This window comes from Corynebacterium sp. HMSC034H07, from assembly GCF_001815175.1.
Classification (GTDB): domain Bacteria; phylum Actinomycetota; class Actinomycetes; order Mycobacteriales; family Mycobacteriaceae; genus Corynebacterium; species Corynebacterium hiratae.
In genome coordinates this window covers 25,112-37,097 of sequence record NZ_KV819517.1, presented here as the reverse complement: position 1 = coordinate 37,097, position 11,986 = coordinate 25,112, and the positions used below count along the sequence as shown (strand labels likewise).

Annotated in this window: 12 protein-coding genes; 4 read left to right on the top strand and 8 right to left on the bottom strand. The window is 62.6% G+C overall.

Translation table 11 applies throughout. The features are described 5' to 3' along the window. Window positions 1-85: 85 nt before the first annotated feature. The 4 genes from HMPREF3009_RS04295 to HMPREF3009_RS04280 all read left to right on the top strand — a co-directional run bounded on the left by HMPREF3009_RS04295 (window position 86) and on the right by HMPREF3009_RS04280 (window position 3,587). Complete coding sequence (locus tag HMPREF3009_RS04295) at window positions 86-1,516, top strand: amino acid permease (RefSeq protein WP_046648289.1); 1,431 nt, start codon at window positions 86-88, stop codon at window positions 1,514-1,516. A 483-nt stretch (window positions 1,517-1,999) separates the two neighbouring features. Continuing rightward, window positions 2,000-2,860 (top strand): DUF559 domain-containing protein, encoded by an 861-nt coding sequence (locus tag HMPREF3009_RS04290; protein WP_070516808.1) that lies wholly within the window; start codon window positions 2,000-2,002, stop codon window positions 2,858-2,860. A gap of 54 nt (window positions 2,861-2,914) precedes the next feature. Next, entirely contained in the window at window positions 2,915-3,124 is a 210-nt protein-coding gene (locus tag HMPREF3009_RS13540; protein ID WP_046648286.1) for a helix-turn-helix transcriptional regulator, read from the top strand. Beyond that, window positions 3,108-3,587 (top strand): SoxR reducing system RseC family protein, encoded by a 480-nt coding sequence (locus HMPREF3009_RS04280; RefSeq protein WP_232745310.1) that lies wholly within the window; start codon window positions 3,108-3,110, stop codon window positions 3,585-3,587. Before HMPREF3009_RS13540 ends, HMPREF3009_RS04280 begins: the two co-directional genes overlap by 17 nt. A gap of 433 nt (window positions 3,588-4,020) precedes the next feature. On the opposite strand, the gene HMPREF3009_RS04275 is transcribed toward HMPREF3009_RS04280, so the two are convergent. The 8 genes from HMPREF3009_RS04275 to typA form a co-directional block, all read right to left on the bottom strand. After that, a complete protein-coding gene (locus HMPREF3009_RS04275) occupies window positions 4,021-4,584 on the bottom strand; it encodes a GtrA family protein (protein WP_070680228.1) in 564 nt (187 codons plus the stop codon). A 105-nt stretch (window positions 4,585-4,689) separates the two neighbouring features. Beyond that, complete coding sequence (locus HMPREF3009_RS04270; RefSeq protein ID WP_070680224.1) at window positions 4,690-5,496, bottom strand: pseudouridine synthase; 807 nt, start codon at window positions 5,494-5,496, stop codon at window positions 4,690-4,692. Further along, window positions 5,497-6,582 carry a succinyldiaminopimelate transaminase gene (gene dapC, locus HMPREF3009_RS04265; protein ID WP_070680221.1) on the bottom strand — a complete coding sequence of 362 codons (1,086 nt, stop codon included), beginning with the start codon at window positions 6,580-6,582 and terminating at the stop codon, window positions 5,497-5,499. A gap of 3 nt (window positions 6,583-6,585) precedes the next feature. Beyond that, complete coding sequence (fdxA, locus tag HMPREF3009_RS04260) at window positions 6,586-6,909, bottom strand: ferredoxin (RefSeq protein ID WP_005327491.1); 324 nt, start codon at window positions 6,907-6,909, stop codon at window positions 6,586-6,588. Window positions 6,910-6,959: 50 nt separating this feature from the next. Next, complete coding sequence (locus tag HMPREF3009_RS04255; protein ID WP_049154368.1) at window positions 6,960-7,352, bottom strand: hypothetical protein; 393 nt, start codon at window positions 7,350-7,352, stop codon at window positions 6,960-6,962. Next, the gene (locus HMPREF3009_RS04250) at window positions 7,349-8,218 is read right to left on the bottom strand and encodes a PIG-L family deacetylase (RefSeq protein ID WP_070680215.1); all 870 of its coding nucleotides are present in this window, start codon (window positions 8,216-8,218) and stop codon (window positions 7,349-7,351) included. The genes HMPREF3009_RS04255 and HMPREF3009_RS04250 overlap by 4 nt, the downstream gene beginning before the upstream one ends. Beyond that, window positions 8,208-9,809 carry an ABC transporter family substrate-binding protein gene (locus tag HMPREF3009_RS04245; RefSeq protein ID WP_070680212.1) on the bottom strand — a complete coding sequence of 534 codons (1,602 nt, stop codon included), beginning with the start codon at window positions 9,807-9,809 and terminating at the stop codon, window positions 8,208-8,210. The genes HMPREF3009_RS04250 and HMPREF3009_RS04245 overlap by 11 nt, the downstream gene beginning before the upstream one ends. A gap of 68 nt (window positions 9,810-9,877) precedes the next feature. Then, the gene (typA, locus tag HMPREF3009_RS04240; RefSeq protein ID WP_070680207.1) at window positions 9,878-11,788 is read right to left on the bottom strand and encodes a translational GTPase TypA; all 1,911 of its coding nucleotides are present in this window, start codon (window positions 11,786-11,788) and stop codon (window positions 9,878-9,880) included. Window positions 11,789-11,986 lie beyond the last annotated feature (198 nt).

The window sequence follows — 11,986 nt, the reverse complement described above, 5'->3', positions numbered from 1 at the left end:
AGCAGCATTAAGGCCCCCGTGTCTGCGGGGGCTTTTCTTGATCCCGGGCCCCTTTATGCCCAAGCGACTAAAGCCGCGGCCTAGAATGCTAAAGGTGACTGCTCAAAACGATTCCTCTCCTCGCTCACTCGGCAGCGGCTTGAAGGTCCGCCACCTGACCATGATGGGGCTGGGCTCCACCATTGGCGCCGGCCTTTTCTTAGGCACGGGCGTCGGCATCTCCGCCGCCGGCCCCGCGGTCCTTCTGGCTTATCTCATCGCTGGATTCCTTGCCATCCTGGTCATGCAGATGCTCGGTGAGATGGGCACGGTTATCCCCGCATCCGGCTCCTTCTCCGAATACGCGGAGCACGGCATTGGCCGCTGGGCAGGATTTACGCAGGGCTGGATTTATTGGCTCGCCACCGTCGCGGTTCTGGGCGCGGAAATCACCGGCGCGGCCGGATTCATCGGCGCGTGGTTTAACTGCCCGCCCTGGATCCCCGCAGCCATCTGCGTGGCTCTCTTCGGCACCATCAACCTGCTGCGAGTGCGCTTGTTTGGTGAGTTTGAGTACTGGTTCGCCTTCATCAAGGTCGCCGTCATTATTGCTTTCCTCGTTATCGGCGCGCTGCTCATCTTCGGCCTTCTCCCCGGCCACACCTTCATCGGCACGTCTGTCTTCCTCGAAGACGGCTTCATGCCCAACGGCCTCGGAGGCGTCGCCGCCGGCTTGCTTGCCGTGGCCTTCGCCTTCGGCGGCATCGAGGTCGTCGCCATCGCCGCGGCGGAATCCGAGGACCCCGAGAAGTCCCTCGTCAACGCAGTGCGCACCACCATTACGCGCATTTCGGTGTTCTACCTGGGTTCTGTCCTCGTCATCACCTTCCTCCTGCCCTATTCCTCGCTCGGCTCCGCGAAGTCTGCTGCCGAGTCGCCCTTCACCATGGTCTTGGACCGCGCGGGAATTCCAGGTGCTGCTGCCATCATGGAAGTGGTCATCGTTCTCGCACTGCTCTCTGCTTTTAACGCGCAGATCTACGCTTCCTCCCGCATGATGCACTCGCTGGCTAGCCGCGGTGAAGCCCCCAAGCTCTTCGCCGACACCGACCATCGCGGCGTCCCGACGGCGGCCATCGCGCTGTCTGTCATTCTTTCCGCGGTGATGGTTGTTCTCAACTATGCAGATAACGGGTGGCTGCTGTCCTTCATGCTCAACGCCGCTGGCGCCTCGCTGCTCATCGTGTGGGTCTTCATCGCAGTGAGCCAGTTGCGCCTGCGCCCACAGCTCGAGGCCATCCACCCGCTGCCGGTGCGCATGTGGGCCTACCCCTACCTCACGTGGTTCGCGCTGGCGCTCTTTGCGGCCATTGCGGTGCTCATGCTTACCGACGCCTCCGCCCGCATCCAACTCTTCTCCGCCGCCGCCATGTTCGCGGTACTCGCAGTTGCAGGTGTCATCAACGCGAAGGCCCGCGGCATTGCCCCGACCTCGCGCCTGCCCCTACCGACGGCCGAGGAGCTCGAGGCCCGCTAGCCGCCCCTCGCCATCTCGCCGCCCCACTCCCTCGTTTCCATCGCCGCCCAACCCCCTCGTTTCCATCGCCGCCCCACCTTTCGCGCTCACCGGCCGACCAGCGTTGTACCGTTTGTCCGCTCTTGGTGGCCGCCAAGGGTCAGGCGCAGGAGCTTACCCACTCAATCACTCCCTTCGCGCTCACCATCGATGAGCTGAAGAGCACCAGGCACGTGCTCCGTGAGCGCAAAGGGGAAGGCGGAACCAAACGGGCCGCTTTCCCGCCACGCCTATCACTGACCACCCTTCGCGCTCACCGGCGACCGGGGTGTCGCCTTTTCAAGGCTGCCCGTGGGCGCGAAGGGAGTTTCGGGGCGGGCAAGAGGTGCAAAAATTGCGGACGCGACAGCTTTTTAGCGCAAAATCGACGCCGCAGGGCCAAGTTATCCACAGGCGGGGAATTGACCATCGACGCGTCGTGAAGCACTGCATACCTTGAGCTTCATGAAGGCATGGACGACCGCAGAGCTTCGCGAGCAAGGCTTGAGCAAGGAGGCAATCAGGCGGAAGCTTCGCGCGGGGACGCTCTTTCGCGTGCACCGCGGGATTTATAGCGACGAGTGGTCGCCGCTTGCCGTGGCGCGGGCTCTGGCACACGGGCTCAGTCGAATACATTTCACGGGCAAGACCGCGCAGGAGATTCACCTGGGGAGGAAGCTGACGTTTCCGCTGGAAGCCGAGGGCCCGCGCACGCTTAAGGGCAAAAATTTTCGCGTGACGCATTCACGCCTGTCGGCTACTGCCAAGGTGAACGGCCTGCCTGTTGTTCAGGTGCTGTGGGCAGCCCGTCGTATAGCCGCGGCGTGCGGGCAGCTGCTGGAAGAGTACTACCGCGGCAAAACAGGGCCCGCCCGCCTCGAAGATGACCGGCGAAGGATGCGTCGGGTTCCCCGGCGTTTGAAAGAGACTATCCGCCGCACGCCGATTGGGGCCGATAGCGTACCGGAGCGCCAGCTCAGCCGAAGGCTTAGCGCGGACGGGATCTTTCCTGAGCACAACGCGCTCATTGCGGGGTACCGCTTTGACCTGAAGATTGGCAAGCTCATCATCGAGGTCGACGGCTGGGAGTACCACAAAAATGATCGGGCGTTTCAAGCGGACCGCTCGAAGCAGAACGCGGCCGTAGCCCATGGGTATACGGTTTTGCGCTTTACTGCCGACGATATCCGCTACCACCTCAACGACGCCTTCTTGCTTATCAAAGCGACTCTTGAGCTGCTCAAAGGGCGAAATCCCAAGCTCCCTTCTGCGGCGACCCAGCCTTATTGGACTTGGCACTTATGCATGCAAACATTGCCATCGTGACAAGTTTTCTTTACACTTAGTCATGTAAGAGTTACACACCGTAAAGGAGGCCAGATGGCCGAGCATCAGAACATGGTTCGCAAATGGCGACGCTGGCTCGAGATGTCTCAAGCCGACCTTGCTGAACGGGCCGGCGTTTCCCGCCAGACAATCGCCAATATCGAACGCGGCAACTACTCCCCCTCCGTCTACCTAGCGCTAGACATCTGCCGCGAACTAGGAAAAACCATCGAAGAAGTCTTTGGAGATGAACAACATGATTAACGCCCTGGCCAACTACACGCTCCGCGAGATCGACCGCGCCTCTCGCGACGAATTCGAGCGCGAGACTTTCTACAAGGCCAACACCATCAGCGCTACCCCGACCCGCTTCCTCGAGCTCGTCGCCGCAGCCATCCTCGCCTGGGTCCTTCCTGGTCAGATGAGCATGCTGTGCTTCCTCGCCATCGCACCGTCTATCATCGGCAATCTCTTCGGCACGGCGTGGCTGCGCAAGCGCGTCGCCACCCCGCCTGTTGGCCGCATTTGGCCTGCGATGACCGTCTACCTCATCCCGCTCATTGTGATGTTCGTTGGAATTGCCCACAACGCTTACGCACCGGACTCCACCTCCTACTTGCTTGGCGCTGGGGCTGGCGTGACCGCCGCCATCATCTTCACGCCATTCCTTCGCCGCCGCCAGCATCAACGCGACCAGGCCCGCCTCGACTCCGAGCTCGACGACTAGACCGCACTGCCCGGCCAATCCCCATCCATCCCGCCCTTCGCGCTCACCGCGGACGGCGGGTTCCTCTATTTTGCAGGCGCCGGTGAGCGCCAAGGGTAGTTCAAGCCGATACTGCCGGCCCCCGCAAAGAATGCAGCCTTGCCCTGCCCCGCTAAACCGCTGCCGCCGCCCCTTCCCGCTCACTGTAAACGGGAACTAGCGAATCTATTAGATGCCGGTGAGCGCAAAGGGCGGGTTTCCGATTTTCGTCCCTAAGCGCTCACCAGCACGATGGAGCGCTTCCACGCCGTGTCTCCAGTGAGCGCGAAGGAAGCGGTGCGTGCCGACGCCTCCCTTCCCGCTCACCGCCGCGACACAAAGGCCCCGCAGCCTTACGCTGGTGAGCGCGAAGGGTGCGGGGCGAGGCGGGGCGAGGCGGGGCAAAGGGCTGGTATTAAGCCGGTTCGGTCTCGTGAACCAAGATCGGCGTCTTTGGCTTCGAGCGGAACGTCCACAGCTTATTGAAGATGAAATTAATGGGCATGGCTACCACGATGGAAATCGCGTTGGCCCAGTAGTACATGGTGCGGAATCCGGTTGAATCATCGAAAATATGGGGAGGCAGTTGCAGCGGCGAAGTCGGATTCATCAGCAGGTACTGCACCGCGAGGGTCACCAAGTATGCACCGATGCCCGTAATGAGAAACGGGAAGAACCCCCGCAACCACGACACCTTGTTGACGGACTTGAACGTCCACATGCGGTTGAGCTGGTAGTTCCAGGTGTTAGCCACAAGGAAGGCAATGGTGGAAAAGAGCATGAACCAACGCACGTGGAACTGTGTGCCGAACAGATTGAACAGCGCGTCATGCGGCGTGGCACCAAACCACGCCAAACCGCACTTTGCAGCCACAATTGAGGTCGCAATGTTGACCAACGTGCCCGAACCACCGACCAGACCGAACTTAATGAACTGGCCAAGATTCGAGGCAAAGCGAGCAAAGCTCAGATCCGCCATGGACACGTCCTTTGCAAAATGCTCAAAAATGATGAATAAAACTTGGTATGAGTCTAGTCCCTCGCGAAGCGCACACTAAAACCCGCGCCGCAACAGGGCCGAATGTCACAGCTTAAACTCACGCTTCTCGCCAGAAAGCGGGTCCTTAAAACTCATCGCAATATGGGAAAGCTGCAGCGGCGTTGAAAAGTCATAGAGGGACAACCCGCGGTCCACGGGATAGGTATCATCCCCCACAATCGGATGGCCCAGATGGTTGAGCACCACGCGAATCTGGTGGGTATGTCCGGTCAGCGGCCAGACATTCGCCACCTTTCCCCGAGCGCGCACCCGAGTCACCGTAGGCGTGCCGCAAGGATCCATGCGGACTTGGCGCTCACCACGAACCCGCCGCATACCCAGCCGCACCGTACCGTCATAGTCCAACCGCGTAGAGAGCCGAGCACGGTAGTGCTTCACCACCGCCCGCTCCTGAAAAAGCCGCTGGTAGGCAGACCGCGTGCGCGGATTGCGCGAACATAACACCAACCCCGACGTCAGCCGGTCCAAGCGATGCAGCGGAACAATAGAATCCTCCCCGTAATCCACGCGCAGGCGGGTCTGGAGGGTCTCGCGCACGATGCGCCCGTTCGACGTCGTGGGCAGAAAGTGCGGCTTGTCGACGACTATCAGGTCCCCGTCCTCAAACACCACCCGATAGTCAAAGGGAATAGGTTCTTCGGAAGGCACCGAAGGGTGATACCAGGCCAGCGTCGGGCCGGGAAGCACAGTGCCAGGCTCCAATCGAGTACCGGGCGAAAACGCGGAATCGCCCGCCTCACCTGCCCAGTAGGTAGGAGTGGCGGGCACGGTGCCGCTCAGCATCACTTTGCGCGGGCTAATCCCCTCCCGCGCCGGCGGGCGAAAGACCACTTACTCAGCCAAGCGCGCGACGGCTGCGGCAATCCGCTCATCGGTACCGTTCAGACCAATGCGCACGTACTGCTCACCCGCCGGGCCATAGAAATCACCAGGCGCAACGAGGATGCCGCGCTCGGCCAGCCAGTCGACGGTTTCGCGGCAGTTTTCACCGCGGGTTGCCCACAGATAGAGACCGGCTTCGGAGTGATCAATCCTAAAGCCCGCGCTGGTCAGCGCCCGCATCAGATCCACACGGCGCGCGGCGTAGCGCTGGCGCTGGAGGGCTTCGGAGGGGTCGTCGTCAAGCGCGGCGACCATGGCCGCCTGGATGGGACCTGGGACGATGAGTCCTGCGTGCTTGCGCAGCTCTAATAGCTCCGCGATGAGCTTGGCATCGCCCGCGAAGAAGCCCGCGCGATAGGACGCCATGTTCGCGCTCTTCGACAGCGAATGCATGGCGATGAGTCCGGTATTGTCGCCGTCTGTTACGCGCGGATCCAGGATGGACACCGGCGGGTTCTCATCATCCCAGCCCAAGCCCATGTAGCACTCATCCGAGGCCACGATGGCATTGTTCGCGCGCGCCCAAGCGACGATCTCACGCAGCTTCTCGACGCCCAACACCTTGCCCGTCGGGTTCGACGGCGAGTTGATGAACACCAGCGAGGCGTCTTCGAAGTCATCGTCCGCACGCAGGGGCTTAGCACCGGCCAAGAGCGCGCCGACTTCATAGGTGGGATAAGCCACCGTCGGGAAAGCCACGGTCTCGCCACGCATGCCCAGCAAAGTGGGCAGCCAGGCGATGGCCTCCTTGGTGCCGATGACCGGCAGCACCGCATCCACATTCATGTTGTAGCGGCGCTGCAGCGCCTTCGCGATGGCCTCCCGCAGCTCCGGGGTGCCCTGTGTCTGCGGGTAGCCGGGGGCCTCGGCCGCTGCGGACAGCGCTAACTGCACGCCTGGGGCCACCGGATCGACGGGATTGCCCACCGATAGGTCAACGATCCCGTCCGGGTGCGCCTGTGCTTTCTTCTTGGCGTCAGCAAGCGAGTTCCACGGAAAATCCGGGAGCGTGTCTCCCAGCGGCGTGCGGCTCATCTATTACTCCTGGTTCTGAGGCGGGAGTGCAGCGATCATCGGGACATCAAAGTCCTGCGGGCCGAGCGCAGCTGCGCCGCCCGGGGAGCCGAGATCATCAAAGAAGGCGGCGTTAGCATCGTTGTAGTCCAGCCACTCATCCGGAACATCATCCTCGTAGAAGATGGCCTCCACCGGGCAAGCCGGCTCACAGGCGCCGCAGTCCACGCACTCGTCCGGGTGGATGTAGAGCATGCGCTTGCCCTCGTAGATGCAGTCGACCGGGCACTCTTCAACGCAGCCGCGGTCCATCACGTCGACGCAAGGCTGCGCGATGGTGTAAGTCATAAGGTGTTTAAACTCCTGTGTGTCACGGGTTTTCTACGACTAACAGTATGCTACTCCGAGGCGAAAAATGGCCAAACGCTACCCGCGATTCCCGCGGCGAACAGCAGCAGGCTGAGAATATTATTGGCTAGCAAGCTACCGTCCCCGATGGCGGCACCCAGCATGAACGCGAGGAAACCCGCCACCCAAGCTAAACCGGGCAAGCCCGCGATGTAGGGATTCTCACTCCACAGCCGCGCTGTGCGGGTCAGCACCCCGTTGAACCAGAAGGCGATGAGGATGGTGATCGGAAAAGCCACGCTGGCCCCGTCGAACCATGGCACGCGGGCGGTGAGATAGACAACTTCGAGGGTCAGCGAGCAGAGTGCGCCTAAGACGAGCCACACTAGGCCCCCTACTTGCTCGCCGCGGGAGAAGTCGGTGCGGATTGCGCGCTCGCTCATTTCTCCCCCAGCAATGAATCCTGCGGCTCACCTTGGCCCAGCTGGTAGAACTCGTGGCGCAGCAGCGGCATGGTGAGCAGGTTGGACAAGGCATAGGCAGCGGGAACCTCCGCGGGATCCTTCAAACCCGCCTGGGCGGCGTGAGGGTTGACGGTGGTGAGGGAGCCGTCGGCAAGCCAGATCTGCGTGGCGTGGGCCAGCATCGCTGCGCGCTTGGCGCTGAGAGCCGCGTCAGTGAGCTCGTAGGCCACATCGCAGCCAGCATTGGTGAAGTTATCCAGGTACTCCTTATCGGGCAGGCTCCAGCCCTCCGGAGGGGTAACAGCATCAAGGCCGCGGTAGTGGGCGGCGCGCTCAAAGACGGACCACCAGATGCGCTGCTCAGGCGTGGCAGCCGCATGCACCGCCTTGTGCACAGCGATATGGTCGGGGTGCCCGTAACCGCCGTCCGGGCCATAGGTCAGCACTGCATGCGGTCGCAGCGCGACAAGGTGGCCCCGCAACAGGTCGGCGGCCTCTTCCACGCGGTTGACCAGGGCCCGCGGATTCTCGTGAGCGGGCGAGCCTTCCATGCCGGAATCGCGGAAGTGCCCGAAACCACCCAGCTGGATGCCGTCGACGCCTAAAGCGTCGAGCGCGTGCTTAAGCTCCCAGGCGCGGAACCCTCCCAGCTGATCGGTCTCCGCGAGGCCCTGGTAGGGCTCGCCGATGATCTCGCCTTCCTCACCCAGCGTCGCGGTAATCACCGTGACCTGTGCACCGCGCGCGGACAGGTCCGCCAACGTTCCGCCGGTAAAAAGCACCTCGTCATCTGGGTGGGCATGAACGGCCACGACACGGTAGCCGGTGAGATCCTTAGTCATCATCTTTCCTCCACTGCGGTGCGCTGATGAGGCCGGAGTCCCAGTCCTCAATGCTTTGTCCGGGGCCAACAATACCCTTGCCCAAAGCATGGATACGCACCTCGTTGAGCAGCGGGACGAAGAGCGCTTCCTCCCTGTTGAGATGCTCTACGCGCTCCTGCGCGGTCGCGGAATCCACCTCGCCAGAGAGAATACCCAGGGCAGTGTCGGCGGAGTTTTCCGGGCAGTACCCGGACAACGTTGCCGCCGGGCGCGTGGGTGTCGCGCACACGAAATAGCTGGCCAGGCTGAGTGCGTCCTCGCCGTTCTCATCCCACGCCACCACAGCATCCACCTTGCCCGCCGGGAGCAGGTCGGAGGTAATCGTGGTCAAGCGTTCGGTGACGACCTCCGCGTCGATGGCCTTGGCTTGGAGCACGTCCACGATGGTGGTGGCCGCCGCCAAGGCGGTGGGGTACTGGGGATCCACGGCAATCCGCACCGGCTTGCGGCCCGCACGCTCGCGCAATGGGGCGAGCTCCGCGTGGCTATCGAAGGGATTGTTCCCAGCCTTGAGCTCCGAGGCGCGGCCGGTGGCGAGGCGGGCTAGTTGGTCGGTGTCGAGAAGCGAGGCCAACGCACGGCGTTGCGCCTGCTCATCGAGCGCTCCTTCAACCGCCGACATGTTCAGCCGCAGCTGGCGTTGCCGGGTCACCACACCGGTATTGACGTTGCTGAGCAGGCTCAAGTTCTCCAGGGTGGTCTGCTGCGGGGTGATATCAGCAAAACCGATCTGGTGCGAGCGCAGCATGTTCACCGCCTGCGCGGTATCACGCACAGCGCGCAGCTGAATGACGTCGATATTCGCGGGATCTTCTCCCCAGAACCGGTCGTTGCGGTTGAGGGTAATGATTCCCCGGCCGCGATCCATTCCGGCGACGAGGTAGCGCCCGGCCGAGGCGGGGATCCCGTCAGCCAGGGCCGAGGCGAAATCGCGGTCTTCCAGGAGGTGGGAGGGCACGAGGTTGGCAAAGAGCTTCTGCCAATCCTCCACGCGATGGGCAAAGTCAACGGTGACCACGCGCCCATTCCCGGAGGTCCGCACGGCTGTAATTGCCCGGTAGCCAGCCACGTCCTTCGCGCCCGGCGTGCGCGTTATCTGTGACCACAGGTAGTTAAAATCGGAGCCGCTGATCGGCGTGCCATCCGACCATTGCGCCGGCCCGGCGATGGTATAGCGTACCCGCATGGCAATGCTGCCGGGGGCTTCGATCTCCTCTGCGGATTCCAGGACATCCGTATCCATCTCAGAGCCGTGGAAAGCTGAAGGAAGGACCAGCTCCGCAATCTGGTTGACCAGCTCGGAGTTGTTCGCCACTAGGTGTGGGTTGAGCCCGCCGCGCAGCGGGTCCACCCCAATCGCCACGGTGCTGCGCTCCGGCAGAAGGTCCTCTTCGGGTGCTGCCTCAGGTGGCGGGGCCGTGGTGCTGGAATTCGTTGGAGTGGTACTGCGATCGTTCTCATCTACCACCGGCGGCGGACCGGGGTTGGCCTGGCAGGCGGTAAGCAGGGCGGCTGCGAGGATAACGCCAAGCCGAGGCAGGAAACGGTCCACTCCACACAACCTTTACATTCCGAAAACTTTCCCTACCACTGTAGTTGCCCGGGGCGGCGCTGAGCGAACTACTTGTTGAGCTGCTTGGCGCGGGCGGCCGCGCGCTTGCGGTCGGTGGCGGACAGATCGACCTTGCGCACGCGCAGAACGTTCGGGCCGACCTCGACGCACTCGTCGGTGCCACAGAACTCCAGCGCCTCTTCCAGGGACAGGGTCCGGGCCTTGGCGAGGGTGACGGTGGCATCCGCGGTGGCGGAGCGCATGTTGGTCAGCTTCTTTTCCTTGGTGATGTTGATATCCATATCCTCATCACGGTTATTGGCGCCGACAACCATGCCCTCGTAGGCCTCCATGCCCGGCTCCACGAAGAAGTCACCGCGGTCCGCCAACTGCTGGAGGGCGTAGGCGGTGATCTGTCCGGAACGGTCGGCCACCAGCGAGCCGGTCGGCCGGGCCTTGATGTCACCGGCCCAGACGTCGAGGCCATCGGAGATGGAGTTGGCGATGCCAGCGCCGCGGGTCTCCGTCATGAACTGGGTGCGGAAACCGATGAGACCGCGGGCGGGAACGCGGAAGACCATGCGGACCCAGTCGCCCTCGCGCACGTCCATGGACTGCATCTGCCCCTTGCGGGTGGCCAGCAGCTGGGTAATAGCGCCCTGGTGCTCGGAGGGGGAATCGATGGTGAGCATCTCATAGGGCTCCATCGTCTTTCCGTCGATGACCTGGGTGACTACCTGCGGCTTACCGACGGTCAACTCGAAGCCCTCGCGGCGCATGTTCTCGATGAGTACGGAAAGCGCCATCTCGCCGCGGCCCTGGACTTCCCAAGCGTCGGGACGCTCGGTCGGCAGCACCTTGATGGAGACGTTACCGATGAGCTCCTGGTCCAGGCGGGCCTTGACCAAGCGGGCGGTGAGCTTATCGCCGCCGCCCTGGCCTGCCATCGGGGAGGTGTTCACGCCAATGGTCATGGAGATGGCCGGCTCGTCGACCTTGATGCGCGGCAGCGGCTGCGGGTTCTCCACGTCCGCGATGGTGTCACCGATCATGATGTCGGAGATACCGGAGATCGCCACGATGTCACCGGCGATGGCCTCGGTATCCGGCTGGCGCTGGAAACCGACGGTACGCAGGAGCTCCGCCACCTTGACGGTCTTGGTGTGCATCTCCCCTTCCTCGTCGTAGTGCATCCAGGCCACCTGCTGGCCCTTCTTGAGGGTGCCCGAGTAGATACGAAGCAGGGCGATACGACCAAGGAAGTCATCGGAGTCCAGGTTGGTCACGTGTGCCTGCAGAGGGGCGTCGACCTTGGCGGAGGGCTCGGGGAGGACGTCATAAATAACGTCGAAAAGCGCCTGCAGATCATCGGCGTTCGGGACGTTGCCATTGCCTGGGTTCTCAGTGGAAGCCTTGCCCTCGCGGCCGGAGGTGTAGAGGACCGGCAGGCCCAGCAGCTCCTCGGCGGCAGCGGCTGCTTCCTCGTCCTCGAGGCCGGCGGCGATTTCCAGCAGCAGGTCCTGGGCCTCGGTGACGACCTCGTCGATGCGGGCGTCGGGGCGGTCGGTCTTATTCACGCAAATGATGACCGGCAGCTTCGCCTCCAGTGCCTTGGTGAGCACGAAGCGGGTCTGCGGGAGGGGGCCTTCGGAGGCGTCGACAAGCAGCACAACGCCGTCCACCATGGAGATACCGCGCTCGACCTCGCCGCCGAAGTCGGCGTGGCCTGGGGTATCGATGACGTTGATGATGAGATCCCCGCCGTCCTTGCCCAGGCCCTTGCGGTGGATGGCGGTGTTCTTCGCCAGAATGGTGATGCCGCGCTCGCGCTCCTGATCGTTGGAGTCCATGACGCGATCCGAGTGTTCGCCATGGTCGCCGAAAGCGCCGGACTGCTCCAGCATGCCGTTGACAAGGGTGGTTTTACCGTGGTCAACGTGCGCGACGATGGCTACGTTACGGAATTCAGTATTACTCACGTGTGGGGTGCTCCTTCAAAGCATGGTGCGTTAGCGATGTGAACGGCCCTTAAATATACTCTCTAGCCCTTTGATGTGCAGCATCGCGCGCATCATCCCGCAGAGCGCTGCGGGATGTAACAGATTGGTATCAAGCACCGACATACCGCACAGTAGGGCGCTAAAAAGAGTTGACTACGCCGAAAAAGTGAATATTGT

Excerpts from the sequence above, each read along its gene's own strand:
- HMPREF3009_RS04295 (WP_046648289.1), top strand. The coding sequence starts at position 86 with ATGCTAAAGGTGACTGCTCAAAACGATTCCTCTCCTCGCTCACTCGGC.
- HMPREF3009_RS04290 (WP_070516808.1), top strand. The coding sequence starts at position 2,000 with ATGAAGGCATGGACGACCGCAGAGCTTCGCGAGCAAGGCTTGAGCAAG.
- HMPREF3009_RS13540 (WP_046648286.1), top strand. The coding sequence starts at position 2,915 with ATGGCCGAGCATCAGAACATGGTTCGCAAATGGCGACGCTGGCTCGAG.
- HMPREF3009_RS04280 (WP_232745310.1), top strand. The coding sequence starts at position 3,108 with ATGAACAACATGATTAACGCCCTGGCCAACTACACGCTCCGCGAGATC.
- HMPREF3009_RS04275 (WP_070680228.1), bottom strand. The coding sequence starts at position 4,584 with ATGGCGGATCTGAGCTTTGCTCGCTTTGCCTCGAATCTTGGCCAGTTC.
- dapC (WP_070680221.1), bottom strand. The coding sequence starts at position 6,582 with ATGAGCCGCACGCCGCTGGGAGACACGCTCCCGGATTTTCCGTGGAAC.
- fdxA (WP_005327491.1), bottom strand. The coding sequence starts at position 6,909 with ATGACTTACACCATCGCGCAGCCTTGCGTCGACGTGATGGACCGCGGC.
- HMPREF3009_RS04255 (WP_049154368.1), bottom strand. The coding sequence starts at position 7,352 with ATGAGCGAGCGCGCAATCCGCACCGACTTCTCCCGCGGCGAGCAAGTA.
- HMPREF3009_RS04250 (WP_070680215.1), bottom strand. The coding sequence starts at position 8,218 with ATGATGACTAAGGATCTCACCGGCTACCGTGTCGTGGCCGTTCATGCC.